Annotated in this window: 32 protein-coding genes; 19 read left to right on the top strand and 13 right to left on the bottom strand. The window is 61.9% G+C overall.

Translation table 11 applies throughout. The features are described from left to right. Window positions 1–20 precede the first annotated feature (20 nt). From CH286_RS08870 to CH286_RS08860, 3 genes are read right to left on the bottom strand one after another with little or no spacing between them, the layout of a single operon-like run. Window positions 21–3,143, bottom strand: coding sequence for an ATP-binding protein (locus CH286_RS08870; RefSeq protein ID WP_094608969.1), 3,123 nt, complete (start codon window positions 3,141–3,143; stop codon window positions 21–23). Further along, a complete protein-coding gene (locus CH286_RS08865; RefSeq protein ID WP_094608968.1) occupies window positions 3,140–3,748 on the bottom strand; it encodes a hypothetical protein in 609 nt (202 codons plus the stop codon). Before CH286_RS08865 ends, CH286_RS08870 begins: the two co-directional genes overlap by 4 nt. Beyond that, on the bottom strand, window positions 3,745–4,749 hold the full coding sequence (locus CH286_RS08860; RefSeq protein ID WP_176458186.1) for an endonuclease domain-containing protein: 1,005 nt from the start codon (window positions 4,747–4,749) through the stop codon (window positions 3,745–3,747). The genes CH286_RS08865 and CH286_RS08860 overlap by 4 nt, the downstream gene beginning before the upstream one ends. Before the next feature lie 323 nt (window positions 4,750–5,072). Between CH286_RS08860 and CH286_RS08855 the strand changes: the two genes are divergently transcribed. After that, window positions 5,073–5,477: a hypothetical protein gene (locus CH286_RS08855; protein ID WP_094608966.1), complete on the top strand. Its 405-nt coding sequence runs from the start codon at window positions 5,073–5,075 to the stop codon at window positions 5,475–5,477. Between the two features lies 1 nt (window position 5,478). On the opposite strand, the gene CH286_RS08850 is transcribed toward CH286_RS08855, so the two are convergent. Beyond that, a complete protein-coding gene (locus CH286_RS08850; protein ID WP_094608965.1) occupies window positions 5,479–6,333 on the bottom strand; it encodes a LysR family transcriptional regulator ArgP in 855 nt (284 codons plus the stop codon). Between the two features lie 75 nt (window positions 6,334–6,408). On the opposite strand from CH286_RS08850, the gene CH286_RS08845 reads away from it, so the two are divergent. The 4 genes from CH286_RS08845 to CH286_RS08830 all read left to right on the top strand — a co-directional run bounded on the left by CH286_RS08845 (window position 6,409) and on the right by CH286_RS08830 (window position 8,431). Further along, on the top strand, window positions 6,409–7,026 hold the full coding sequence (locus tag CH286_RS08845; protein ID WP_094608964.1) for a LysE/ArgO family amino acid transporter: 618 nt from the start codon (window positions 6,409–6,411) through the stop codon (window positions 7,024–7,026). Window positions 7,027–7,133: 107 nt separating this feature from the next. After that, window positions 7,134–7,487 (top strand): PLD nuclease N-terminal domain-containing protein, encoded by a 354-nt coding sequence (locus CH286_RS08840; RefSeq protein ID WP_032401614.1) that lies wholly within the window; start codon window positions 7,134–7,136, stop codon window positions 7,485–7,487. Between the two features lie 33 nt (window positions 7,488–7,520). Then, complete coding sequence (locus CH286_RS08835) at window positions 7,521–8,042, top strand: mycothiol transferase (protein WP_094608963.1); 522 nt, start codon at window positions 7,521–7,523, stop codon at window positions 8,040–8,042. Next, window positions 8,039–8,431: a VOC family protein gene (locus CH286_RS08830; protein ID WP_032401616.1), complete on the top strand. Its 393-nt coding sequence runs from the start codon at window positions 8,039–8,041 to the stop codon at window positions 8,429–8,431. The genes CH286_RS08835 and CH286_RS08830 overlap by 4 nt, the downstream gene beginning before the upstream one ends. A 4-nt stretch (window positions 8,432–8,435) precedes the next feature. Here the strand turns inward: CH286_RS08830 and CH286_RS08825 are convergent, their stop codons facing one another. Both CH286_RS08825 and CH286_RS08820 read right to left on the bottom strand, forming a co-directional pair. Continuing rightward, window positions 8,436–8,822 carry a VOC family protein gene (locus tag CH286_RS08825; RefSeq protein ID WP_032401617.1) on the bottom strand — a complete coding sequence of 129 codons (387 nt, stop codon included), beginning with the start codon at window positions 8,820–8,822 and terminating at the stop codon, window positions 8,436–8,438. Between the two features lie 19 nt (window positions 8,823–8,841). Continuing rightward, window positions 8,842–9,219 carry a VOC family protein gene (locus CH286_RS08820; RefSeq protein WP_094608962.1) on the bottom strand — a complete coding sequence of 126 codons (378 nt, stop codon included), beginning with the start codon at window positions 9,217–9,219 and terminating at the stop codon, window positions 8,842–8,844. A gap of 51 nt (window positions 9,220–9,270) precedes the next feature. On the opposite strand from CH286_RS08820, the gene CH286_RS08815 reads away from it, so the two are divergent. The 3 genes from CH286_RS08815 to CH286_RS08805 all read left to right on the top strand — a co-directional run bounded on the left by CH286_RS08815 (window position 9,271) and on the right by CH286_RS08805 (window position 11,510). After that, on the top strand, window positions 9,271–10,095 hold the full coding sequence (locus tag CH286_RS08815) for a helix-turn-helix transcriptional regulator (protein ID WP_255182614.1): 825 nt from the start codon (window positions 9,271–9,273) through the stop codon (window positions 10,093–10,095). Between the two features lie 115 nt (window positions 10,096–10,210). Beyond that, window positions 10,211–11,281 (top strand): phospho-N-acetylmuramoyl-pentapeptide-transferase, encoded by a 1,071-nt coding sequence (gene mraY / locus CH286_RS08810; RefSeq protein WP_032379473.1) that lies wholly within the window; start codon window positions 10,211–10,213, stop codon window positions 11,279–11,281. 16 nt (window positions 11,282–11,297) lie between these two features. After that, complete coding sequence (locus tag CH286_RS08805; protein WP_032378810.1) at window positions 11,298–11,510, top strand: hypothetical protein; 213 nt, start codon at window positions 11,298–11,300, stop codon at window positions 11,508–11,510. A gap of 11 nt (window positions 11,511–11,521) precedes the next feature. Here CH286_RS08805 and CH286_RS08800 read toward each other — a convergent pair whose 3' ends face one another. After that, window positions 11,522–12,193, bottom strand: a complete 672-nt coding sequence (locus CH286_RS08800; RefSeq protein ID WP_141215817.1) for a hypothetical protein — start codon at window positions 12,191–12,193, stop codon at window positions 11,522–11,524. Window positions 12,194–12,403: 210 nt separating this feature from the next. Between CH286_RS08800 and CH286_RS08795 the strand changes: the two genes are divergently transcribed. Both CH286_RS08795 and CH286_RS08790 read left to right on the top strand, forming a co-directional pair. After that, window positions 12,404–13,534 (top strand): Cmx/CmrA family chloramphenicol efflux MFS transporter, encoded by a 1,131-nt coding sequence (locus CH286_RS08795; RefSeq protein WP_094608960.1) that lies wholly within the window; start codon window positions 12,404–12,406, stop codon window positions 13,532–13,534. Window positions 13,535–13,563: 29 nt separating this feature from the next. Next, window positions 13,564–14,028: a MarR family winged helix-turn-helix transcriptional regulator gene (locus CH286_RS08790; protein WP_037152215.1), complete on the top strand. Its 465-nt coding sequence runs from the start codon at window positions 13,564–13,566 to the stop codon at window positions 14,026–14,028. Between the two features lie 2 nt (window positions 14,029–14,030). Here the strand turns inward: CH286_RS08790 and CH286_RS08785 are convergent, their stop codons facing one another. Together CH286_RS08785 and CH286_RS08780 are read right to left on the bottom strand one after the other, a co-directional pair. Then, the gene (locus CH286_RS08785; RefSeq protein ID WP_094608959.1) at window positions 14,031–14,255 is read right to left on the bottom strand and encodes a hypothetical protein; all 225 of its coding nucleotides are present in this window, start codon (window positions 14,253–14,255) and stop codon (window positions 14,031–14,033) included. After that, complete coding sequence (locus tag CH286_RS08780; protein ID WP_037152210.1) at window positions 14,248–14,973, bottom strand: haloacid dehalogenase type II; 726 nt, start codon at window positions 14,971–14,973, stop codon at window positions 14,248–14,250. Before CH286_RS08780 ends, CH286_RS08785 begins: the two co-directional genes overlap by 8 nt. A gap of 305 nt (window positions 14,974–15,278) precedes the next feature. On the opposite strand from CH286_RS08780, the gene CH286_RS08775 reads away from it, so the two are divergent. Both CH286_RS08775 and CH286_RS08770 read left to right on the top strand, forming a co-directional pair. Then, a complete protein-coding gene (locus tag CH286_RS08775) occupies window positions 15,279–15,662 on the top strand; it encodes a cupin domain-containing protein (RefSeq protein ID WP_094608958.1) in 384 nt (127 codons plus the stop codon). Then, the gene (locus tag CH286_RS08770) at window positions 15,659–16,123 is read left to right on the top strand and encodes a GNAT family N-acetyltransferase (protein ID WP_037152207.1); all 465 of its coding nucleotides are present in this window, start codon (window positions 15,659–15,661) and stop codon (window positions 16,121–16,123) included. Before CH286_RS08775 ends, CH286_RS08770 begins: the two co-directional genes overlap by 4 nt. 1 nt (window position 16,124) lies before the next feature. On the opposite strand, the gene CH286_RS08765 is transcribed toward CH286_RS08770, so the two are convergent. Next, a complete protein-coding gene (locus CH286_RS08765) occupies window positions 16,125–17,198 on the bottom strand; it encodes an aldo/keto reductase (protein ID WP_094608956.1) in 1,074 nt (357 codons plus the stop codon). A gap of 127 nt (window positions 17,199–17,325) precedes the next feature. On the opposite strand from CH286_RS08765, the gene CH286_RS08760 reads away from it, so the two are divergent. Then, window positions 17,326–18,186: a helix-turn-helix transcriptional regulator gene (locus CH286_RS08760; protein WP_217902912.1), complete on the top strand. Its 861-nt coding sequence runs from the start codon at window positions 17,326–17,328 to the stop codon at window positions 18,184–18,186. Window positions 18,187–18,274: 88 nt separating this feature from the next. Continuing rightward, window positions 18,275–19,144, top strand: coding sequence for an AraC family transcriptional regulator (locus CH286_RS08755; RefSeq protein ID WP_094608955.1), 870 nt, complete (start codon window positions 18,275–18,277; stop codon window positions 19,142–19,144). Window positions 19,145–19,260: 116 nt separating this feature from the next. Here CH286_RS08755 and CH286_RS08750 read toward each other — a convergent pair whose 3' ends face one another. After that, a complete protein-coding gene (locus tag CH286_RS08750) occupies window positions 19,261–19,704 on the bottom strand; it encodes a MarR family winged helix-turn-helix transcriptional regulator (protein ID WP_094608954.1) in 444 nt (147 codons plus the stop codon). A 59-nt stretch (window positions 19,705–19,763) separates the two neighbouring features. Between CH286_RS08750 and CH286_RS08745 the strand changes: the two genes are divergently transcribed. Both CH286_RS08745 and CH286_RS08740 read left to right on the top strand, forming a co-directional pair. Further along, window positions 19,764–20,291, top strand: coding sequence for a phenolic acid decarboxylase (locus CH286_RS08745; RefSeq protein WP_094608953.1), 528 nt, complete (start codon window positions 19,764–19,766; stop codon window positions 20,289–20,291). Window position 20,292: 1 nt separating this feature from the next. Further along, window positions 20,293–20,748 (top strand): DUF3237 domain-containing protein, encoded by a 456-nt coding sequence (locus CH286_RS08740; RefSeq protein WP_094608952.1) that lies wholly within the window; start codon window positions 20,293–20,295, stop codon window positions 20,746–20,748. A gap of 112 nt (window positions 20,749–20,860) precedes the next feature. Here the strand turns inward: CH286_RS08740 and CH286_RS08735 are convergent, their stop codons facing one another. Both CH286_RS08735 and CH286_RS08730 read right to left on the bottom strand, forming a co-directional pair. Continuing rightward, window positions 20,861–21,292: a PPOX class F420-dependent oxidoreductase gene (locus CH286_RS08735; RefSeq protein WP_037152194.1), complete on the bottom strand. Its 432-nt coding sequence runs from the start codon at window positions 21,290–21,292 to the stop codon at window positions 20,861–20,863. Next, window positions 21,289–21,789, bottom strand: coding sequence for a tetratricopeptide repeat protein (locus CH286_RS08730; protein ID WP_207309274.1), 501 nt, complete (start codon window positions 21,787–21,789; stop codon window positions 21,289–21,291). The genes CH286_RS08735 and CH286_RS08730 overlap by 4 nt, the downstream gene beginning before the upstream one ends. 37 nt (window positions 21,790–21,826) lie before the next feature. Between CH286_RS08730 and CH286_RS08725 the strand changes: the two genes are divergently transcribed. From CH286_RS08725 to CH286_RS08715, 3 genes are all read left to right on the top strand, one after another. Then, window positions 21,827–22,729 carry a LysR family transcriptional regulator gene (locus tag CH286_RS08725; protein ID WP_094608951.1) on the top strand — a complete coding sequence of 301 codons (903 nt, stop codon included), beginning with the start codon at window positions 21,827–21,829 and terminating at the stop codon, window positions 22,727–22,729. Between the two features lie 114 nt (window positions 22,730–22,843). Beyond that, a complete protein-coding gene (locus CH286_RS08720) occupies window positions 22,844–23,953 on the top strand; it encodes an isocitrate/isopropylmalate dehydrogenase family protein (RefSeq protein WP_094608950.1) in 1,110 nt (369 codons plus the stop codon). A gap of 3 nt (window positions 23,954–23,956) precedes the next feature. Then, a complete protein-coding gene (locus CH286_RS08715) occupies window positions 23,957–25,273 on the top strand; it encodes a CitMHS family transporter (RefSeq protein ID WP_094608949.1) in 1,317 nt (438 codons plus the stop codon). The last annotated feature ends 1 nt before the right edge of the window (window position 25,274 follow it).

Here is a 25,274-nt window from a genome sequence, read left to right as displayed (position 1 = left end):
CGGGGACGACAGCCGTCATTTTACTGACGAGCCATCTCGACGACGTCATCTTCAGTGGGCGCACTCGAAGTGTGGAGGGTCAGACACATCGGTGTCTTTATCTTCTTGAACCGTCCGTTGTCTACACCCTCTAAAGATGCGAAGAATGTGCCCGCCGGGAGCCTACCGATTCCCTCCATCGAACTCTGCCTCGACTTGGCAACTTCCTCGGCAGCCTGTGTCTGGGCGGGAGCGGTCAATTTACCGAAGAATTGAGTGGATGCATTGCCTGGAATTTTGTTGTCCAACCCTTTGGGGGCCTGGGTCGCAAAGATCATGCCGAGGCCGTACTTCCTCGCCTGCGATACCAAGGCGATCGTGCTTTCCGAGGAGACTCTTTGCTTACCAGCAGGTACGAAATTCTGGGCTTCGTCGATAACAAGCAACCCGCCAAGTGGCTTGTCAGAGGGGTTCTTCCTCAACCAGGAGAACAAAGCCATTTCTAACTGGTTTACGAATCCTTCTCTCTGGAGATCCGACTGCAGTCCAGAAAGGTTTACTATCGAGACCCTGGCCTTGAAGCCGCTAGCCGGCCTGAGGAGTTCGCCGGGATCAGCGGCTGTACCGGACTCACCGAACATGGGATCGATGGAGATCTGCGCCTTCAGATTCTGAGCCAGACCTCGGGCTAAAGTTCCTGCATCGTCCAGATCGCTGACATCATCCGGCAAATCTGACAGCAGATTAATGAAGTCATTGAGGCCGCCCGAATTGCCGCGTCCAAACCAACGGAGCGCTTCCTTGAGTACCGCGCGACCGTGCATTGCCTTGTTCGAGGTTCCGGTAACAGCGCGTGGTGAGAGTGCGGAGTACGCAGAGTCCACCGCACTTTCGAAGAGTTCGTTGTCATCTCTGATCGCGGCGAAGTCCGGTAGCGGATGAAACATCAACGGTCGGCCTGAAGACCGGTTCGGAGTCCAAACTTTCACATCTGTGGTCTCGAAGAACAGCTTCCTCTTGATGATGTCATCGTCGTGGTGGACTGTCGAGTCCGATGGCCAAGGTTGGCTGAGACGCGCAAGATCATTATTCGAATCAATAATGATGGACGACACGCCCTGAAGCGCACACTCTTCCACGATGCGACGGATCAGAACGGTCTTCCCCGACCCCGAGCCTGCAAAGATCGCAGTGTGCTTCCGGAGTGCACTGAGTGGCAATTCGATTGGCATACCCGACGACGTAAGACCCAGCGTTATCTGAGCCTCCCCCTGGGTGTCCTCTGCGACTGCCGCGGCCCTCGCAGGGTTGGGACCACTCGAAACGGCCGTCGACTCCGCCGTCGAGATCATGTCGCGGAAGAAGCTGATTTCGGACGCGGGCTTCCGAGACGAGATCCATCGGCCAAGGTCGGCGTTCTTACCGGTTAGGAGAGCGCGAAGTGCGACAAGAATTCTGATGTCGCCCTCGGTAAATGGACGAGTCTGTCCTCCGGCGTTGTGAAATTTTAGAACTGTCTGTGCCGTCTGCGGACCCGATGGCCACGGATCATTTCTCAATAGCATCACGGTGCGGTTGGGCAACTGCTGATCGAGGTTTGCGTAGTCACTGGCCTTCTGAATCTTACTGGTTGCACTCGTCGGGCTTGCTGTCGTCACGATGCGGAAGTACCACTGGTACGTCTCCTGATCCGCGTCATCGGTGCGGCTGATCCGACCGTGCACCGAAGGCTTACTACTAGGGACGGCGTCCGGGCTCCACGTCTGATCCGAACGTGTCGACTGCTGCACCAAGACCCGGAACCCGGACAACAGAAGTGTCGGAAATGCCGAGTCTTGCTTCTTGCCGTCCAGTACATCCGCAATGTCGGCCGTGGCCTTCAAAGCATCGAATTCGTCATCGAGTTTAGTAAGTGCCGAATCTGTCGGATCCGACTTACGCGTTGCCGGAGTCGGATCCTCGACAGACGTGTTCTGGAAGGCCAGAGTCTTCATGTCCGTCACTGTGTCGGTGTTGAGACAATGCCGAATGTGCTTATCGATGTTCTGCAGCAGCGAACGAGGTGTGTAGTTCTTCGCCTCACCAAACGCCACATCTGCCACCGGCCATGTCGCGGACGGAGCGTCGTAACCAACCTGGCGGAAGCACGTTTGGAATCGGTGCTCGACCATCGTTCGGGCAAAGTCCGAGTTTGGGATTCTCTGTAGAGGTGCCGCCTCTCGAAATCTATCGCGTACTGTCGCGGTCGCTCGATTCTCGATCTGTGTCCAGGCTGCTGGTAGGCATGCAACCACAGTGACCGTCCTGTGAAGGTTCTGTCGCATCGACATCAGTCCGTGCGCGAACCCTTCGAGCGCGTGGTCGTCCGAACCCCCTCCATCCTGTCCGGTCGACTTGGTCGAACTGCCGATAACCGTATCGATCTGATCTACCGCCATGACCGAAGGACCTGTGAGCGCCAGCAATTGCGAGATGCTTTCCACCACATCTTGATCCGTCATGGTTACCCGCTGTATGCCCCACGGCTTCAATGATTCGAGAACTGAACTGTCGGTCTCGTGAGGCTGTAGAAGGATGTAGCCGAGATCGTTGACGTCCTGGTCCTCCGCGGCTGCCAGCACAAGCGCACGAAGGGTGTTCTGCGCTCGCCGACGATACTTTGCATGCACCTTGAAGACTGCTGCAATGAATGTGTCGAGTTGTTCTTTGTCCAACGGCGCTTGACCGACAATGGGTGCCCGCTCACCCTCCGGTATTGCTGCCTGTTCCGAAAGACGCCACAGCATTTCCTGGAGCTGCGATCGCTGGGTCTGCACAACGGGGCGACTGAAGTCCTCGAGGACCGTGTTCAAGATCGTCGACCAAAACCGCTCTCCGCTGAGCATGTCCACGAGGAAGAAATACCCACGCTGTTCTTGCACACTCGCACGGATCTCGCCGAGCAGGTGTGTCTTGCCCGCACCTGCGGGACCTGGAATCACTACCCCCAGAGGGCTCTTTGTACGGGTGAGTTCGGTATCGCCGAAAGCCGCCATGACCTCGCGATAGGCATGCTCGTGCAGACCGCCGACATGCACGTCGGACTGCGACTCCCAAATATCATCGGGCGTCGTTGCCCAGTCGAGCCGGATGGACTCAAGAGCACGCCGCTGGTCACGGTTCATCGCGTTGGCTCGATCGCGAGAAGATGGGTGAGCTGAGTGCCAACAAGAACGGCGGCAAGGCGGTCTTCGTCAGTCAACGTTTTTTGGTTCTCTTCGGGGATCAGGCTGACTCCTTCATGCTGCTGCAACTCGACAAGTGCTGTATCGAGGCTCTCTCGGTCCACATCAGACAGAGCTTCGCGGAGTGCTCGCAAACCAACCCAAGCGCCGGGGCGGGATGCGAGCGCCTCGTATGCTGCTCGAATTCCTTTCTCGATCGAAGTTCGACCGAACAGCTGTGCCGCAACGAGCCCTCTCGGCTCCAAAAAGCGCTCGACACCTCGGAGCACGGTAAACAAGACACGGGTTGCCGGGTTCGAACCATCGGGAGCATCCGCGACGAAGAGGTTGGTGCAGTACTCCCAGCCTTTGGCCGTCAGCGTTAACTCGATGAACCGATTCGGTTTCGCAGATTCGATCAGTCCGAGCTTTACCAGTTTTGTCCTGCTGCCAGCGTCGAGTACTGGACCGAAGTTCTTCAGATCGGCATTCTTGACTACCCGATCTTCCGACATCAGAACAAGCAAGACCAGGATTTCGTTTTGAGTCAGGTCGGCGGTACTCATCCGGTGTAATTCCTCACTGTTCGCGGGTTGCGGAGTAAAGCGACTGCAGTACGGATCTGGTCGAGAACCGCAGTCAGGTCATGCAAGACTTGGCCGTTGGTGTAACGCAGTGTCACGTATCCGCGGAGTTGGAGCATGTTGTCACGTTTGCGGTCTGAAGCGTACTTGCCCACTGCACGATGCTCGTCCCCGTCGATCTCGATGACCAAGGCACTGTCCTGCCACACCAGGTCGACCCGAATGGGTGAAGTGAGCTGTGTCCCCACTCTCAGGGTTTTGTTCCACTCCCGGTCGTAGGCCCACAGCTCCTTGGACAGTGCTTCTTCCAAGATGCACTCGACATCACTGTCGGCGCGCGGCGAACCAGACTTCGGGACAGACCGTCCCGGGGGCTGCGGCGGCCTTGCTGTCGTCGTTGATTCAGGAATCCTCAACTCCCACTGAGTAAATCGCTCGACCACACTGTCGGTCATCCACACACCCATACGGCCGTGGCGTGAAAGCCAATCGGCTGCAAGTTCGAGGTCGCGACCCGCAGGTCCTTCACCCTCGACGTGCACTAGCAAGGCCAGACCGGGCCGGTCTGATCCTCGCTTTAGGATCCGGGAAAGCTGCTCGGTCTGGATCTCACGTGAGAAGCCAGCGGTGGACGAAGGTGAGCCCAATGCAGTCCGAGTGAGTGCACACAGGTAAGGCGCAAAGGCACCCGTGCGAGTCGATTCACGACGCGCCAGATCATCGGCAGCCAAGAGTGACTGAGCAGTGAGATCGCCTAGTTCGGCGGCCCCAGGCAACCAGGCTGGAAACATATCGATAGCGGTTTGTTCCAGCAGGCCAATGACGTTGCCCACCAGATTGCGAAACCCCACATCGACGTCTGATTTGTAGCCGAACACCAGCGGACAATCTTCAGGCAGGGGGTCAAGCGCCCGCTCCAGAGCATCAAAACTGTTGCCAGATAGCTGAATGGGCTTATCAAGAGGTAGCTGCGACCAACTCACGGCTAGCAAATTACGTAGGCCTCCCGCACACATTCGATGACAATGGATCGGCTATGTGGGGGGCAGCGATCCGGCATGGTGGCTGACTGTACGTGTGGATCAGACCAGGTGAGCGCCCGCAGTCGATGCCGACCCATGTCAAGTCATTCAGTTGGTTGTATTGGCGCACCTTGCGTCTGAGCAATCGGGAGACGCCCAGTGGGGCGACGTGCAATCAAAGCCTCCTCCAGGGGGGTTTGGGGACGAGGGGCGGGCCCGTGTCAGGCTTCCCTTGACAATATGACCGCCCAGCGTCAGGCTGTACCTGACACAGGAGGTCGATCATGGATCCCATCACCCTCGCCATCGAGGCGGATATCTCTGCTGCATCGCGGGCAGTCGTGACAGCAGCGGCCATCGAGGCCGGACGGGTTGCCGACGAGATCATCGGCACAGGTCCCCTGCCTGGAACACCGGAATGGGATGCCGAGCAATCGACCGACCTGCCCGCGCGACGCAGCCTCGCGTGGCATCTGTTGAGCCTTCGTGTCCAACTGGCGGCAGGACTCGATGGCCTCGAAACCGTTGTGGTGCTGCGGGTTCAGGGTGCAACGTGGGCGACCATCGGCACTGCTGTCGGCATGTCGCGGCAGTCCGCGCACGAGCGGTGGGGTGCCCGATCGGCGGCCGTTCTCGATCCCGTCGGCGACGGACTGCCCGAGATCGTGCCGAACGACGACCCGACCTGAGCTACAGCAGCATCCTCGCAGCACCTGCTGCCACGGCGTCTGCTGCTCGCTGGAGTGCGGGCGAAGACAGCGACCACTGCTGCCAGTACAGCAGCACGTCGTCGATTCCGTTGTCGTCGAAGCACTTCAGCGAGTCACGGGCCTGAAGGTCGGGGATCATGCCCCATCCGAAGCCGAGGTCGACGGCCCGCGCATAGTCCGCGGACGCCGGCACCAGATGACGCGGCGGCTCGTGCGGTCCGACACCGAAACGCTGTAAGTAGTTGTCCTGCAACCGGTCGTCGGCGTCGAAGACCACCACCGGGGCGGCACGTAGCGCCACGGCCGTGACCCCTGCAGAGAACCATCGTTCGACGAATTCAGGCGTAGCCGACGGCCGGTAGCGCATCGCACCGAGGCGTCGAACGGTGCACCCACGAACCGGATCGGCTACCGATGTTATTGCGGCGGAAACGATCCCGTCGTGCAGCAGTTGAGCGGTACGATCCTGATCTTGCCGATGCAAGTCGAAGGTCGTGTGGGACGCCAGTGGCGCGAGCACAGGCAGTACCCAGGTCGCCATCGAATCCGCATTGACGGCAATGGAGACAGGAGCGGCGATTCCGTCGTCGTTCAGTTCGGCCCGAGTCTGGTCGGTCAAGGTATCGATCTGGCGCGCCAGACGCAGCACTGCAATGCCGGATTGAGTGGTCACCACCGGTTTGCTTCGCTGCACCAGCGTTCGCCCCAACGACTGCTCGAGCGACTTGATTCGCTGGCTCACCGCCGACGGGGTCACGTGCAGCGTGCGAGCAGCGGCCTCGAACGTTCCGCCGTCGACCACTGCTCTGAGGGCTCTGAGCTGCTCGATCTCCATCGCATGAAGGTACGCTAATCACCACTGAGAAACATTCGCTGGACCTAATCATGTGGCCCTCCTAGCGTTGCAGTCATGACATCGCTTGCCGCCGCACAATCGACCCTCACCGGATTGGGCGTCGGGCTCTCTCTCATCGTCGCCATCGGCGCGCAGAACGCGTTCGTGCTGCGCAAGGGCCTGCAGCGCACCCACGTGTTGCCGGTAGTGGCGGTATGCGCCCTGTCCGACGCGGTGCTCATTCTCGCCGGGGTGGCCGGCATCGGAGTTCTCGTCGACCGCTTTCCCGTCGCCCTGCGCGTCGTGACCGTCCTCGGTGCCTTGTTCCTCCTCGTCTACGGACTGATGGCACTCAATCGAGCGCGCACTCCCTCGACGATGACGACCGAGACGACCGGTGGCGGTTCACTGATCGCGGCGGTCGCGACCTGCCTGGCGCTGACCTGGCTCAACCCACACGTCTATCTCGACACCGTGGTGTTCCTCGGTTCCATCGGCAACCGTCAGCCAGGAGACCTGCGTTGGTGGTTCGCCGTCGGCGCGATGCTGGGCAGCGTGCTGTGGTTCACCGCGCTCGGCTACGGCTCCCGTGTGCTCAGTCCGCTGTTCGCGCGGCCGTTGGCCTGGCGAATCCTCGACCTCGGGATCGGGATCATGATGCTCACCCTGGCAGCGCTGCTGGTGTTCGGCTGAACCGCCCTCTGTAACCTCCACTCCCGACACTTGATCCGCGGTACAACGAGTGATCTGATAGTCGCGGTAGACCGACCGCACGGTCTCGAAAACCCTGGAGGACTCCCGTGCCGTACCTCGGCCTGTTGATCATGCTGATGGCAATCTTCTGTCTGATCGACGTCATCACCGCCGACGACTCCGGCATCCGCCACCTCCCCAAAATGGTGTGGCTACTACTCGTCATCGTCCTGCCGTTGGCCGGCTCGATCGCATGGCTCGTCGTGGGAAGACCCGAAGGCGGCGGCATCTGGGGTGGCAGTGGTGCACCGCGCACCGCGTCGGCATACCCCGAGTACGACGCCAAACCCGGCCGGGCCGTCGCCCAGTCGCAGGAAAGCGACGAGGAGTTCCTCCGCCGCTGCCGCGCCCGCGCCGAGGAACAGCGTCGCATCGCCCGCGAACAGCGCAAGAGCGAATGAGCCAGCGGCCCACAGTGCACGCGGAATAACACCATGGCCAAGCTGACGACGTTTCCCGAACCGAGTTCCGCCCTGTCCGATCCCGCCGACCTGTTTCGCGAGTACCTACGCTTCTATCGCAGCGAGTTGATTCGGCGAATCACTGCCCTGAGCGGCGATTCCCTGACCACCACAGCCGTTCCCTCGGAGTGGACCCCGCTGCAGATGCTGACCCATCTGGTGCACATGGAGCAGCGCTGGTTCGTCTGGGGATTTCTCGGCAGGGCAGTCGACGCGCCGTGGGGTGACGAGAAGGACGGCTCATGGCATGTGCCGGCCGATGTGGACGCCGAGACCCTGCTGACCAGGCTCGAGGTCGGTGCCAGTCTCACCGAGGAAGTACTGAGCACACACCGGATGGACGAATTGGCCACGCTCGGTGGGCGATTCACCGATGAGAGGCCGACTCTGATCTGGATCTGCTTCCATGTACTCCAGGAATACGCCCGTCATCTCGGCCACCTCGACGTCGCTGTCGAACTGGCCGGCGGGCCGAGAGGTGAGGGACCGGCATGAGAATCAACATCACCAGCGTCTTCGTCGACGATCAGAGCAAGGCGCTGACGTTCTACACCGAGGTACTGGGCTTCGTCGTCAAACACGATGTAGCCATGGGTGGCCCCGATCGTTGGCTCACGGTCGTCTCACCGCAGGATCCGGAAGGCACCGAGTTGCTGCTCGAGCCCAGCGGTCATCCTGCAACCGCACCGTTCAAGGATGCACTCTTCGCAGACGGCATCCCGTTCACGCAGTTCGCGGTGGACAGTGTTGCAGCAGAATACGATCGGCTCATCGGCCTCGGCGTTCGGTTCACTCAGCAGCCCACCGAGATGGGCCCGGTGATCACTGCGGTGTTCGACGACACCTGTGGAAACCTGATTCAGATCATCGCTCCGGCGAGCTGACAACTCAGACGTTCGCGTACAGATCGACGGTGGTGCCGTCGGGATCGTGCACGACGGCATAACGCTGCCCCCAGAACGCATCCCACGGCTGCAGGTGGCCGGTGTACCCCGCCTCGGTCACCGCTGCCCACGCCGCGTCCACTCCGGCGGCGGAACCGCAATCGAAGGCGAGCGCTACGCGATGACCGCCGCTGGGCGGCGTCCACGTCGGGTCGAAGGAGGTGATCGTGGAGGGCAGGTCGAACAACAACCGAACGCCGCCGAGATCTACCTCGACATGTTGCTCGGCATCGGCGTCGGCCGGAATATCCAGTCCCAGAACGCGATAGAACGCCAGTGCGGCAGCCATATCGGCGACGACTATTTCGATTCCTGCCAGACGTGGTTTCACGACGACAAGGCTAGCCGCGTCAGCCCCAGTTCGCGGCTTTTGTCAGGCAGAAGGGATGCCCTGCCGGGTCGAGCAGTACGCGCCAGGTCTCACCCGGCTGGTCGTCGGGCAGCGTCGCCCCGAGTTTCACGGCGGCCGCCGCCGCGGCGTCGAGATTTTCGACGGCAAGATCGAAGTGAAACTGCTTGCTGCCATTGGCATTCGGCCACGGCGGTGGCTGATAGTCGTCGACGCGACCGAATCCGAGCGCACTGCTCGGACCCTGCAGCATCGCGTACTCCTGCTCCGAATGTACGACGCTCCAGCCCAACAACGACGACCAGAATCTCGCGCTGGCCGCAGGGTCTGCGCAGTCCAGGGTGACCATCTTCAGCGTGGCCACGGGTATCTCGGTCATGGTGATCCTCCTTCACAACGAATGTCGGACCAGACTCCTACACTGACGCCCGTGCCGGATAGGAAAAACGCGACAGCCACCCAGTCCGGCGTCCTGCGGCCGGATCAGCTGGCACAGTACGTCGACCTGGTACGGCTGCCGTGTGCGGCGGCGTTGGAACCGTGGGTCGAGAATTACTGGCAGCTTCAGTGGAATCTGCCACCCGGCACCTCGTACTGCAGTTCGACGCTCCCGCACCCGGCCTGCACGCTCAGCGTCGAACACGGCTGGACCAGAGAAGGCGTCGTCGACCCGGTGGTGGTGACGGGAGTGCTCACACGCCGCTTCGACGTCGTGCTCGCCGAATCCGGTTGGGTCTTCGGCGTCAAGTTCCGGCCGGGCGGCTACGCGGCCTTCACGGGAACGGTGGCTCGAAGCCTGCGCGACGTCCAGGTGGCCCCGCCCACTCCGTTCCGAGCCGACACCGTCGACGCATTGGCGGAACTGGGCGGACATCTGGATGCCGACCACTGCCGAACCGTCGTCGATGCGGTTCTCGCGCCCTATGCACCGGACGTCGAGCCGGAGTTCGAGGTCGTTCTGGCCATCATCGGGACCATGCTGGGCGATCGGACGCTGATTCGTGTCGCCCAGGTGGAAGAGCGGTGCGGGATAGGCACTCGGCGACTCCAGCGACTGTTCGAGCGTTATGTCGGAGCGACGCCCAAGTGGGTTCTCGGCCGCTATCGCATCCACGATGCTCTCAGTGAGCTCGACAACGGCTACTCAGGTCCCCTGGCAGACCTCGCGGCGCGATACGGCTGGTTCGACCAGGCGCACTTCACCCGTGAGTTCACCGAACTGGTGGGAATGCCACCGAGTTCGTATCAACTGTGAGTAACGCCTTCGTCACGCATTGGGACTTTTGCCGGTTCGTTTGGCACAGTATCCCGCGGTGCTCGGTAGTACCGGGCGGGGAACAGCAGCACAGAGGAAGAGTGGGCTCCAACGCATGATCAACATTCTTGTTGCCGGTGGTATCGCGTTGGCGGTCTCGATTCTGTTGACGCCGTTTCTCATCGCGCTGTTCACCCGACAGGGCTTCGGCCAGGAGATTCGCGTCGAGGGCCCGGCAAGTCACCAAGCCAAGCGAGGGACGCCGACGATGGGCGGCGTCGCGATCATCGTCGGTCTGTGGGCCGGCTATCTCGGCTCCCACCTCGTGGCGATGGGCGGCGACGGCCCGTCGGCGTCTGCCCTGTTGATCCTCGGTCTCACGACTGCTCTCGGCGTCGTCGGTTTTCTCGACGACTACATCAAGGTCCGCATGAAACGAAGCCTCGGCCTCAAGGCAACCGGCAAGTACGTCGGGCAGATCAGTGCAGCGGTGATCTTCGCAGTACTGGCGCTGCAGTTCCGCAATGGGAACGGGCTGACGCCGGGCAACGTCGAACTCTCGCTGGTGCGCCAATCGACGTTCTTCACGATGGCCCCGATCGTTTTTGTGCTGTTCTGTGTATTCCTCATCGTCGCGTGGTCCAACGCGGTCAACCTCACCGACGGGCTCGACGGTTTGGCGGCAGGATCGATGACCCTCGTCCTCGGCGCGTACACCGTGATGACGTTCTGGCAGTACCGGCAGTCGTGCGCGACCAACTCCGTTGCCGGGTGCTACCAGGTGCGCGATCCACTCGACCTCGCCGTCGTCTGCGCCGCCGCTGCAGGTGCCTGTATCGGCTTCCTGTGGTGGAACGCCGCCCCGGCCAAGATCTTCATGGGCGACACCGGTTCGCTCGCCCTCGGTGGACTGCTCGCAGGCCTGTCGATCGTGAGCAAAACCGAGCTGATCGCCGTCGTCTTCGGAGCTCTGTTCGTAGCCGAAGCTGCGTCGGTTGTCATTCAGGTCGCCTCGTTCAAGAGCACCGGCAAGCGGCCGTTCCGAATAGCGCCGATTCACCACCACTTCGAGTTGGGCGGCTGGGCGGAGACGACGGTCATCATCCGGTTCTGGCTCTTCGCCGCGATCGCATCGGCATTGGGGCTCGGGTTGTTCTACAGCGAATTCCTCGCCGCTGTCGGCTGACCTCTACGATTCCGATATGACCGACGAACTGTCTCCGGTGGCCAAGGTCGATGCTCTCGCCGCCGAACTCGAACAACTCGATGCTCGACGCGTCGCCATCGGGGTCGAGCTCGTCAACCTACAATTCGGCCTCGACGGAGATGCCAAGATCCGCGCGACGGAGGTCTTTCACAGCGACTACCTGGAACGCCTCTTCTCATTGGTCGACGAACTGCGCACCGACGAATAGTTCCGGCCTCGCTACACAGCGTCGGGGTCCGAGCGCGACACCACGGTCAGCCGGAAGTCTCGCAGCGACAGAGTGAGTGCCGCCAACGCTGCAACGAAAACGCCGCCGACCGGAAACACCAACCACGGATCGCCGATGGTGGGGGTGAAGGTCGACGGGACCTCTTCATCACCGAGATACGGCACAAACACTGCGTCTGTCTCATACGTTTCGGCCACGTAGGTGTCCGAAACTGAACTACCGATTGACGTCCAGCCGAAGTCAGCTGCAGGAGGCGAGTTGATCTCGATGCTGAACGGATGCTCCCACGACCAATTCGACGCCGCTTCGGTTGGTTGCGGCGGCCAATGCGTCCAGGCGAGTGCACTGCCGGCTCCGAGCGTCGCACCGATCACGACCAACAACGCGAACAAATCGATGCGACTGCGCTGGCGATCCTGGACGAGACGCAGACCCGTGTCGACGAGGAACGACGCCGCCACCAAGCCGATTGCCAGTCCGGCACCGACGAGATAGAAGGTGACGGGAAACCAGCTCGGGCGGATGTACTGAACACCGATACCTGGCGCACCGTCGGACGGCCCGGCGACAGCGACATGCCATACGACCGCCGCCGAAGCTCCGACCGCCGCGCCGACGGCGGCAAGCACCGCGACGAGCGCTTTACCGGATGGCCTGTCCACGATCGGGACTCTACCCACGACGGAAACTCGGTGGCATCGAGCACGAGGGCGCGCTACCGTGAGGCCGTGAGTTCACCCGAGGCATCCAGATTCGAGCTACCGGCACCCCGGTAGCTCGACAAACCGAAGCACTCGATCACGACACGTTCGGTGAGCACCCGTGTGCCGGTCCATTTGTCCTGGACCCGTCTCACATTCGGAGAACCTTCCATGCCACCGCTCGTATTCTTGCTGTCCACAGCTGTTTTCGCGCAGGGAACGTCAGAGTTCATGCTGGCCGGACTGCTGACCGACATCGCCACCGATCTCCACACAACGGTCCCCCGCGCTGGATTGCTGACCTCGGCATTCGCCATCGGCATGATTGTCGGGGCACCGGTCATGGCCGTAGCGACACGGCAGTGTCCACCGCGCCTGGCCCTGTGCTCATTCCTGGCGACCTTCATCGCGATGCACGTACTCGGCGCATCGACCAACAGCTACGCACTCCTGTTCGTCTCGCGGGTAGTGGCCGCATTCGCCAACGCCGGTTTCCTGGCACTCACCTTGGCAATGGTCTCGGCGTTGGTCACACCCGATCGCCTCTCTCGCGCCGTCGCCACGATCCTTGCCGGCACCACTCTCGCCCTCGTTGTCGGCGTTCCGTTGGGCACACTCGTAGGAACACTTCTGGGTTGGCGTGGGGCACTGTGGGCTGTGGCGTTGCTGTCGGTTCCTGCGCTCGTCGCCGTGGCCTTGACTGCACCCGCCACCCAGGACGTGCGAGCCATGGGTTGGCTGACCACCGAATTGGCTGTCCTGCAACGACGCTCAGTGCTCCGGGTCCTCGTTCTCTGCGTTCTCGTCAACGGTGCCACCTTCTGTTCGTTCACCTACTTGGCTCCCGTCGTCACGGAACGAGCGGAATTGCAGACAGCGATGGTGCCGGTAGTGCTTGCGTTGTTCGGGCTCGGCGCTCTGGGTGGAGTCTGGACCGCAGGCAGGTGCGGTGACCGGCACGCGAGGAGAGTCGTGTCGTTCGGTGGCACAGCGCTTCTCGTCGGTTGGTGTCTGTTCGCGTTTGCGTCGCAGTGTCCGGCTACTGTGCTGTTCTTCAGCTTCGTGCAGGGAGGGCTGTCGTTCGCCCTCGGCAGCACACTGGTGAGCCGAGTGATGCGCAACGCGGTCGGTGCGCCGACGATGGCGGGCTCGTTCGCAACAGCGAGCTTGAACATCGGTGCTGCCGCCGGGCCTGCTCTCGGCGGAGTGGTCTACAGCTCGGCACTCGGACCGATCGGGCCACCAGCCGCCAGCGCAGTCTTGGTGGGTACAGCTCTTGTGGCATCTGTCCTGTTGACCTGAAGCGTGGTTGAGGTTCTACTGTCGTTTTCATGAACTCACAAGCACACCGACAACCACGACCGATGCAGCCGCCCGAGCGACAGCCGATCGGATTCTGGACCGCCCGCGCCGGCGAGGCCATCCGAGCACGTACCCGCGGCGCCCTCCACGACATCGGTATCACCCAACCCGAATGGTGGCTCCTGCATCAGATCTCGCTGCACCCCACAGGGGCCGACAGGGAAGCGACGATCGAGAAGATCGGCCACAACGATACCCCGGAGGCAATCGTCGAGGCACTCGACTCCGCACGTGCGAAGGGCTGGATCACGGAGTCCAATTCACGCGTGACATTCACCCCGGACGGCAAGGAACAATTCCGACGTGGGGCGAACGTTCAGCAGATGCTGCAGGACGAACGTATGCAGGGCATCGGTCAGGACGAGTTCGTCACCGCAATTCAGGTGTTGCAGAGAACAATCCAGAACGTCGGGGGCGACGCCTGGCATTGGTGAGATCAGCTGCGTCGAATGCAGCCGACCGATACCGCAATCGCCAGTCCCAGAAGTCCGCCGAGAACAGGCAGGCCGAAGACCAGGAGCATCCAATCGGGCGCACCCTGGTACTGCTCGTCGCCGACGAATGCGTAGTTCACCCGCTGCGGCTGGGGCTCCCACAACAGATAGCCGACCGCACCGACGAGACCGACCGAAAAACCGATCAGCGTGAACAACTTACGCATCCGGGTGCGCCTCTCGGGCAGCTGTTGCGAATGCGGCCATACTCGGGAACCTCATGTCGAAGCTGTATTCCTCGGACGGTTCCGGCGTCGCACCCCATCCGGGGCGATCGTGCCGCCGATCGATCCACACCGACGCGAGGCCATGACGTTTCGCCGGTACGTGATCGTGGAACAGACTTTGCGCAACGTGCAGTAGACGCGACCGGGGCACGCCCAGGCGATCGAGAACTCCATCGATTGCGTCGAAGTGGTTGTCGGCAGGCTTGTACGCCCCGACATCCTCGGCCGTGACGATGGCGTCGAACTGAACGCCGAGACGGCGGTTGCTACCCGCAAAACCGTCGCGGTGAACGTTGGACAGTATGACCAGCTTGTACCGCTGGGCGAGCGACGCCAGCGCGTCGGCCGAGTCCGCGAAAGCCGGCCAATCCGGGACGGATGCTCCGAGCTTGTCCGCCCAGTCGGCCGAGACAGAAATCCCCAGTGTGTCACCGGTCCTCACGAAGGCCTCGGCGAGAATTCGGGGATAGAGGGCGGCGGGAGAATCTCGCTGCGCCCCAGCTTCGTTGGGGCCATAGGCCGTGAGCAACTCGTCGTCCGACAGCTCCGAGCCGGCCTCCTGCGCCCACGCTCTGAGCACCTCGAGAATGCCGGCTTCCCAGTCGATCAACGTCCCGTAACAGTCGAAGCTCAGCACGTCGTAGTCGGCGAGATTCATGTGGCAGCGCTCCTAGCGAAAATCAATGGCGGACGACGAGTCGTGCCGATACCGTCTGCAGGTCATGAGCATCGTACTGCCCTTCACCGGTTCTCGACCGTCCGACTGGCGCTGCTATCGCCAGATCGGACACTGACCGATCTGGACGCAAACCTGTTGCGCTACAACGTATATGAGTCGGAGCGTGGTAGTCCTATCCGAAGATGTCCGACAAGCGAACAGTGTCGCAGCGATTGCGCCGGGCCGGCGGCCACGAACCGAGTAGAGTTTCACCGAGTCGACTCGACGGACAACGAAGGCAGCCCATGAGCATCGACAGCGGCAGTACCGGCAACCACAAGCGCAACGTCGACGACGCCCTGAGCAAGATCGACAAGCCCTGGCAACCGCACCGACTCGTCAGCATCAACGACTACGACGTCAAGGTGGTCAAACTTCTCGGCGAATTCGTCTGGCACACGCACCCGGACACCGACGAGATGTTCTTCGTCCACAGCGGAGAACTCACCATCCAACTGCGTGACCGCGACGTTGTACTCGGGCCCGGTGATGTATTTGTTGTCCCGGCAGGCTTCGAGCACTGCCCCATGGCAGCCGAAGAGGTGTCGGCTCTGCTGTTCGAGCGATCGGGCACCGTCAATACCGGCGATGCAGGCGGCGACAGGACCTCGCAGGTCAAAGAGTTGTGACGGCAGTTCTGCTGCGTCCGGCTGTTCGGTCCGACGCCGAGTTTCTGTTCTCCATGGCGTCGGACGTCGAGGTAGTTCGATGGGTTGGCGACGGAAACCCATGGAGTAGAGAGTATTTCGACCATCGACTTGCGCTGGCACTGAACGCGACGGGCAGCCACGAGCCGGACGTGCAGAAGTGGTTCATCGGGACTACCGAGGAGCCGGCGCGTGTTGGGTTGCTCAGCACCATTCGTCGATCCGACCACCTGGAGGTCGGCTATTGGGTACATCCGGACCATTGGGGTCTCGGCTACGCAGGCAAGCTTCTCGTTCACGCGCAGGAGCATGCGTCCGGTCTACCGTTGGCAGCGCAGGTGTATCGGGAGAACGGAGCATCTCGTCGCGTTCTCGAGCGGGCCGGGTTCGCACTCGTCGACGATGGAGATCCCCTCACCTACCGGCGTAATCCGGTGCCCTGACTCACCACGTCCTGACAGGCCGGGGACGAACGGTGGTGCGGCCGGTCGTGACGCCACGCACCATCGGGCGCATCAGAAATTCGTGGGGAAACCCGGGATCGACAGCGCTGACTGCATGCAGTTGGTCGAGTTGCGATCGGTCGAATACGACATCGAGAGCAGAGATGTTCTGCTGCAACTGTTCCAACGTCCGCGCCCCGATCAGCGAACTGACGACCGACGGATGCCGAAGGGTCCATGCCAACGCCACCTGGGCAGCGGTGACTCCGAGTTCGTTCGCGACGTCGACGACGGTATCCGCAATCTCGAGCCCACGCACGGTCAACGTTCCGTTGGCCTTCGCGTGATCGCGACGAGTCCCTGCTGGACTCGCGGAACCGACCGCCACAAGGTCTGCGGCAGTGTATTTCCCCGTCAGCACCCCACCGCCCAGTGGGGCCCACGGAACGACGCCGATGCCCAGACTCGCTGCCATCGGCAGCAATTCCCGCTCGGTCGTCCGTTCGATCAAGCTGTACTCCACCTGGAGTGCCGCAAACGGCGGCCAACCGCGTAGCTCCGCTGTGGTCTGCATGCGCGCGACTTCCCATGCCGGTGTATCCGAAATGCCGATGTACAGAACCTTTCCCGAACGGACCAGCTCACCGAGCGAGGCGATGATCTCGTCACCGGGCGTCATGCCGTCCCAGGCGTGCAGGTACAGCAGGTCTATGTAGTCGGTGCCGAGATTCCGCAGGCTTGCTTCGACGGACCCGCGCAGACTCTTTCTACTGCCCCCACCCGCATTCGGATCCGACGGATCACGCGTCGCGGCATATTTCGTGGCGACGACGACCGAATCACGGCGGCCCCGGAGAAATCGCCCCAGGTACTGCTCGGACTGGCCGTCGGTGTAGATATTGGCGGTGTCGACCATATTTCCGCCGGCATCGAGGTAGACGTCGAATATTCTTCTCGAGTCACCCTCGTCTGCACCCCAGCCCCAGGCGGCTCCGAATGTCATCGCTCCCAGCGAGAGTGGTGATACTCGAAGACCGGAGCGGCCCAGCAATCTGTACTCGTCCATGCGTGTCATCGATCATGTCTCCTTCGTGTGCGGTCCTACTCACCGTCCTTGCCCCGTCGGGAAACGGGAAGGACAAGATCATCCTGGGAAGGGCGATACCAGGCTGATCGCACCGAAGTGGCATACCGTGGATCGGGTGAGTACTCGGTTGGGTCGAAACGAACTGGCAGCATTTCTGCGTGCCAGGCGTGAGGCGCTCAATCCGTCGGATGTCGGTCTACCACCACGGATAGGTGCCTCCCGGACACCCGGTTTGCGGCGTGAGGAGGTCGCTGCGTTGGCTGGAGTGAGCGTGGACTACCTCGTTCGGCTCGAACAGGCGCGGGACGTTCGGCCATCCGCCCAGGTGGTTCAGTCCCTGTCGAATGCGCTCAGACTGTCTCCCGATCAGACCGGCTACCTGTTCTCGCTCGCCGGCCATCGCGCACCGGAGCGGGCCTCCGCCCACGAGGTGCCCGACGGCATTCAGCAGCTGATCGACGACGTCGCCCCGTTGCCGGCGATGGTGCTCGATCACCGGCTCGACATCCTGGCCACGAACGACATGATGGCCGCATTGCTGCTCGACATCGACCGACGACCCGTCGTGGACCGCAACGTTCTTCGAATGTGTTTCCTGGACACCCGATTCGATGGATTCTACGAGGCTCGTGATGATGTCGTTCGGGGTGCAGTGGCCGACCTTCGCGCTGCCTGGGTGAACCACTCACACGACGCGAAGTTGGCAGCGTTGATCGAGGAGCTCGAACGAGGGAGCACGGAATTCTCCCGCTACTGGCAGTCCCGGGAAGTGTCCGTGCGGAACCGAGGTGACAAACCGATGCGGCATCCACTTGTCGGGCAGATCACCGTGACATTCGATGTCCTCACCCCACTCGGCGACCCGGACCTGCGGCTCATCGTCTACCGTCCGGCAGACGCGCAATCCCGTTCTGCGTTGGACGAACTCGGGCGTCTGCGCACGCAGCGATCGCAGCGGCACCTGCACACCATCTGAATCCGACTGTGCCGGGCACAGAAAGTCGGGTGTGCGCTCCCGTTTTTCCCTATCGTTTCCCTCAGAACGAGGGAAGGTCTGGCGGCACATGCTCGAACGATGGAACGCAGCACTCGACTACATCGAGGACAATCTCGACCACGAGATCGAAACGACCGAGCTCGCCCGCATCGCGCTGACATCGGAATACCACTTCCGGCGCGTGTTCTCGGCTCTCGCCGGGATCCCGCTGTCGCTGTACATCCGACAACGCCGAATGACATTGGCAGCAGCGGAGATCCTCGACGGACAGGGCGTACTCGACGTTGCGACCAAATACGGTTACTCGGCAGATGCATTCACCCGCGCCTTCCGAGATCTGCACGGCGTCACACCGTCTCAGGCACGCCGACCCGGAACCATCCTTCGTTCCCGACAAGCAGTGGCATTCCACCTGACCATCGAAGGACGAAGCACCATGCGATACCGCATCACCGACCTGCCGCCATTCCACATCGTCGGCAAAAGCACCCGAATCCCACTTCGGTTCAGCGGCGAGAACACCGCAATGACCGAATTCCACCGAAGCCTGGCCCCGGGAACCGGCGACCGACTGTGTGAACTCGCCGACCTGCCCGAACTCCCCCAGATCCTGTTCGTCAGCGACGGCTTCGAACCCCACCGCGAGGACGGCAGCCTCTTCGACTACTACTTCGCCGTCGCCACCACATCGCCCGCACCACCCGAATGGAACACCCTCGCCGTCCCCGCATCGACCTGGGCGGTATTCGAAACACGCAGCGATACCGCACTCGCCCCCGCCCTCCAACAACTCTGGGCCGACGCCTTCGGCGAATCGTTCCCCTCCAACCCCTACGAAGCAATCCCTGGACCGGAAATTCTCACGGTCACCGAAAACTCCCCCGACTGGTCCTCGGGTGCGGGAGAACTGTGGATCCCGATTCGACGAAGCCACTAGCCATTGCGTCCGTTCTTCTCGCACACCCCCTTCCCTCGGCACTCGATGTGACATTCGGTGGCCTTTCTAGGGGTCAATGGCACATCGAGTGGACTGCACGATCCCGGCCGTTGAAATCAAGAAGACCGGCGAGCCAAGATCGTCGTCAGGTCGGCCAGGGCTGAAGTTGCCGCAGACAGTGCTCGACGGCCGTCCGGGGTCAGTTCGTCGAGCGCCTCGGAGAGCACCTGAGAGCTGACCGCGTCGTATTCGGCCAAGAGGTGCACTGCTTTCGGTGACGCCGTGAGGGCCGCTCCGCGCAGGTCATCCGACGAGACGGATCTTTCGACGAGTTCGGCGTCAACCATTGCCTTGATCAAATTGCTCACGGTGGATCGAGCCAGGTTCAGGTGTGCGGCGAGGCTCCCCGGGCTCATATACGGCTCAGCGGCGAGGGCTCTCATGACCTCGATGTGCGAATCGGGGATGTCGGGTAGTTGGGCAGCTTCTCGCGTCGCACGAAGCAGCGACCGTCGCAGCGGTCCCAGTTGTCGACCGAGTTCGATCGCGGTGGAGTGCATCGTTCGATGGTCCCACAATTAGTTTTGCCGCAAACATAGTTTTGTGACAAAATGGCTTCATGAGCGCAGACACCACCGTCCACAACCCTGTTCCGGCTCAAGACCTCAGCGGCATAGTCGGACACCGCTTCATCTACACCTATGCGAACAACTGGCAGTACGAGATGTACGTCAAGAACGCGACCACCATCGACTACCGCATCCACACCGGCATGGTCGGCGGACGATGGGTCAAGAACCAGGAGGTCGATCTCGTCCAACTCGACGACGATGTCTACAAGATCTCCTGGAACGAACCCACGGGAACATCCGTCGTCGTCAACGTCATACCCGGTAAGCGTCGTCTGCACGGCACGATCTTCTTCCCTCAGTGGATCGAGCTGGACGGTACGAAAACCGTTCTGTACCAGAATGATCATCTTGACGAGATGCGCGCCTACCGTGATGCCGGACCGACCTACCCCATTTACGTGGTCCCCGAATTCGCCCGAATCACTCTGTTCGAGCACGTCGGCATCGACGACGAGACGATCGTCTCGGTCGCGCCCAGCGATCTGCCCGACGGATTCGCCGACCGAACGAACTGACGTGGGCCCCGAGCTGATCTTCGTCGCACATCTGTCGGTCACCGTGGGCGAACCGATCGACGTGGGCGAGGTGGTCGACGGTCACCGTCGCCTCGTGCCGATCCTCGGCGGTACTGTCGAGGGCCCTCGACTGCGCGGCCGAGTCCTGCCCGGCGGAGCGGATCACCAGATTCTCCGCACCCCCACACTCACAGAACTGGACGCCCGATACGCGCTCGAGACCGATGCGGGCGAACGAATCGCCGTACACAACATCGGCATGCGAAGTGGTGCCGAAGAGGACATCGATGCACTTGTCCGCGGTGAATATGTGCCCCCCGAGCGCATCTACTTCCGAAGCCAACCACGCCTGTCCACCGCCGCGAGCCGCCTCGGATGGATGAACGAACGACTGTTTATCGGATCCGGCCAGCGATTGCCGAACTCCGTGGAGCTGGACGTGTATCAGGTCACCTGAGCGGTGCGGTGGGGTGCACTCGATGTCACCTTCGGTGGCCTTTTCGACGGTCGATGTCACCTTCGGTGGCCTTTTCGACGGTCGATGTCACATCCAGTGGACTCGAGGGCGGTCAGGTGAGGGACTGCCCGTAGACGTGGGTCACGGAGATCGTCACCAACACTCGTCGGTCGGCGACCATGACTGCTCGGTATTCGTTCCAGTCGGGATGCTCGCCGGCCGCGGCGCGGTAGTAGTCGACCAGAGCGTCGATTTCGGGGCTGTTCGGTGACGTACCCGGGCCGGTGAGGGTGACAGTTCCTTCCGCCGTTGCCCATGCCGTGCCGTCGGCGTTGGTCACTTCGAGAGCGGCACGTGGATCTCGGCGCAAGTTGGCCGTCTTCGCTCGTCCTTCGGTCACCGAGATCCGGATGGTGTCGGCGGCGCGATCGTAGAACGGCGTCACCGGCGACAGCTGCGGAAGTCCGCTGGACTTGATGGTGGCCAGCACGCCGATTCGGCTCTGCTCGAGAAGATCGTGTGGATCGAATGCGCTGTCGGTCATTGATTCCCCTCAGGTCGTGTGGACAACTCGGCCGCGTATGCCCCGATTGCTCGACGATATTTCCCCGTCGCCGGGTTTGCGGCCTGAAGTGCACTTCGTAGCGCCTGCGCCGCATCCCCGAGATCCCAGAGGGTCAGCGCCACGAATGCGTCACGTGCAGAGATGTATTCGTTCGAGAACTCGAAATCTCGCAGCACCTGAAGCGCTTCGTGCAATCGCCCCACGTTGCGCAATGAGCTCGCTAATTGGATCCGGGCTTCATTCTCCCGGTCGCCGTCGAGACCAGCTGACAGGGAGGCTTCGTACAACGGGACCGCACCCGCTTCGTCGCCCAAGAAGTCTGCGAGCGATGCACGCTCGAACAGCACTCGAGCATCCGAATACGCTGTGGCCGAGAACAAGTGCTCCATCTCGACTCGCATCCGGACGGGGTCGGCGTCGTCTGCGTCGCGCCAGAACGCCGCTACCGGGTCCACGTTGTCTCCTCCTGTCGTCACGTGCTCCATCGTCGCAGACACCGCCTAGTCTCGACAGATGGATGTGGAACTGTCCCTTCTCAAGTTGCTGGTGGAAATCGACCGCAGTGGGTCGATGACGGCCGCTGCCGAACGGCTCATGTTCACCCCTTCAGCGGTGTCGCAGCAGGTCAAGAGGCTCGAAGCCGTTGTCGGAACCCCCGTCCTCGAGCGACACGCGCGCGGAGTGCGCCTCACCGAGGCTGGTCGGCTCGTAGCCGGGAGAGCGTCCGCGATCGACACGCAACTGTCTGCCCTGCGCGCCGACCTCGACGATCTGCTCGACGCCCGCAGCGGCCACGTCACCCTGGGCGTCTTCCCTTCCTTCGCTGCATCTCTTCTGCCTGATGTCATGGGCGCATTTCGCTCGGCGCACCCGGGGATCGAACTGGGCATACGGTCGTCACGACTGCGCGACCTGCACGCCATGCTGCTGGGACGTGAAGTAGATCTGTCCTTGGCATGGGACTACCCGGAATTGCCGATGGTGGTCGACGACGTCGAGACCGAAGTCATCGCCGACGACGCCACGGTCCTTCTCGTTCCAGCGGGTTGGTCGCGCGGAGGTCCGGTTCTGCTCGAATCGCTCGCAGACGAGCAGTGGATCGTCCGCGCATCGCAGCACCCCATCACCTCGATATTCCGATCATCCTGTCGCAAAGCGGGTTTCGAGCCGAGGGTCCTGGTCGAGTCCAACGACTACATGGAGTCTCAGGCAATGGTGGCCGCCGGGCTGGGACTCACCGTGGCACCCGCCATGACCACTCGCTATCTGCGCGACGGCGTCGACTCCATCGCCCTGGACGACCTGTCGAGGCGTCGAATCCTGCTGTGCCGGCTCGATCAACGAACGCCGTCACCCGCCGCACAGGCCATGCGATCGGTTTTGGTCGCATTGTTCCAAGCTATGAATTCGGCTTAAGTCAGATGTAAGAAACAGTCTCTGGTCTTCACGCTCGCGGCCCGGCAAGGTATGCCACAGGTCACAACGATGACCGAGTCCGCAACGGTGCGGACGTGAACACCTGGAGACATCGTGACATCCGGACATTCCGCAGACACCGCTACCAACACCGTCGACCTGGTGATACTCGCCGGGGACGGCATCGGTCCCGAGATCAGCGTCTCGACGGTCTCGGTCGTCGAGGCCGCGCTCGCACGCAACGGCATCAGCGCTACGTTCACCGACGGCACCATCGGATTCGACGCACTTCGCGCATCAGGGACGACGATGCCCGACGCAATCGTCGACCTCGCACGCGCAGCCGACGGCGTCGTCCTGGGCCCGGTGTCCCATCTGGACTATCCCCCGACCTCGGAGGGTGGCGTCAACCCGTCGGGAATTCTGCGGCGAAAGTTGGACCTGTACGCCAACATCCGTCCGGCCAGGACCGTTTCGGCTCTGCCGAATCCGCTCAACAAGAGTTTCAACCTCGTGATCGCCCGAGAGAACACCGAGGGCTTCTACGCCGATCGCACCATGTTCGCAGGTGGAGGCGAATTCATGCCGACAGAGGACCTTGCCCTCGCCGTCCGAAAAGTGACTCGACACGGTTCCGAACGGATCGTTCGCCGCGCCTTCGAGCTTGCACAGACGCGTCGATCGAAGGTCACAGTGGTACACAAGGCCAACGTTCTCAGGCTGAGCGACGGGCTCTTCCTCGAGGCGGCCAGGGCCGTCCGGCAGGACTTTCCCGACGTCGACTACGAGGAGCTGTTGGTGGACGCAGCCGCCGCATTGCTCATCCGTCGACCGGAGTCGTTCGACGTCATCGCCACCACCAACATGTTCGGGGACATCCTGTCCGACGAGGCGACCGAACTCTCGGGCAGCTTGGGGCTGGCAGCGTCGCTCAATGTCGGCGACAGTCATGCCGTTGCGCAAGCCCAGCACGGATCGGCGCCCGATATCGCCGGGCGAGGAATCGCCAACCCGGCATCCTTGATCGGTTCTGCAGCCATGCTCCTGGACTGGATCGGTCAGCAGCGGGGCGACGAAAGACTCTCTGCAGCCGGACGATCGATTCATCGTGCCATCGACGCAGGCGTGGGCAGGCCCGAGACGCGCACCGCGGACCTCCACGGAACCGCGACCACCGAGCACTTCACGCGCGCGGTGATCGAGCATCTCGATTCGGAGAACTGAATCATGTTGGCAGTACTCGGATTCTTGTCTCTTGCATCCTTCATGCTGGTCGTCATCAAGAAATGGGCGACGGCGCTCGTAGCCGTCGTCACCATCCCCATCGCCGTTCTGCTGATCAGCGGTCAGGGCGCAGCGCTGCCCGACATGGTGGCGGAGGGTATCGAAACCGTCGCCCCCACAGCGATTCTTCTTCTCTTTGCCGTTCTGTACTTCGGAATCATGATGGACGCCAAACTCTTCGACCCCATCTCACGTGGCATCATCCGATTATCCGGCGGCGACCCCGTCAAAATCTGCGTCGGCACAGCGGTTCTGGCACTATTGGTCGCACTCGACGGTGACGGCACGACGTCGTACATGATCATTTGCTCCGCATTTCTCCCCATCTATCGCAAGCTCGGAATCAACCCCCTGGTGATTGCCACAATCGCCACGATGGCTCTCGGGACGATATCCGGCACCACACCGTGGGGTGGGGCAGCGACCCGAGCGATCAGTGTGCTGCAGATCGACGCCACCGACTACTTCGTGCACATGCTGCCGGCCATGCTGCTGATGTCTGCGGCGATCATCGGACTCGCATACCTGTTGGGCCGCAGTGCACGAAAGAAGATTTCCCCGGAACGCATTGCCGAAGCCACCGCACACGTGTCTTCCGGTAGGCACGAAAGAGGCCCGGAGGGAACACTTCTGACGAAGGCAACCTGGCGAACGTGGGTGAACGCAGCACTCACGGTCACACTGCTGGCACTGCTGGTACTGGGAGTTGCAGACCTACTGGTGCTGTTCATGCTCGGGTTCATCATCGTACTGATCGTGAATCACCCCAAGCCCTCCGATCAGGGCGACGTGATCCGATCGCATGCTGCCAACGCCGTCCCCGTCGTCATATTGGTCCTCGGTGCCGGCGTGTTCACAGGAATCCTCACCGAGACCGGTATGACCACCGCCATGGCCGACGCGCTGATCTCGCTGATTCCTGACGGTGCCGAGGGCATGATCCCTGCCGCCGCCGCACTGATCGGCATACCGTTGAGCTTCTTCATGGCCAACGACGCCTACTTCTTCGGGATCGTGCCGGTCCTCGCGGAATCGGCTGCGCAGTACGCCATCCCACCCGAAGAGATGGCGCGCGCCGCAGTGATCGGACAGATGGCTCACTCGATCGGGCCCGCGTCGGCACCGTTGTGGGTTCTGCTCGGCCTGGTCCGCGCGTCATTGGGCGACTTCCAGCGCTTCGCATTCCTGTGGGTTCTGGCCGCGTCGCTGATGTACATCGTCTTCGCGATACTGACCGGAGCCATCTCGGTGGGTCTGTGAT

Source organism: Rhodococcus sp. WWJCD1, from assembly GCF_002258735.1.
Classification (GTDB): Bacteria; Actinomycetota; Actinomycetes; order Mycobacteriales; family Mycobacteriaceae; genus Rhodococcoides.
The sequence above is the reverse complement of the archived record's forward strand: the minus strand, read 5'-3'. Positions and strand labels throughout refer to the sequence as shown.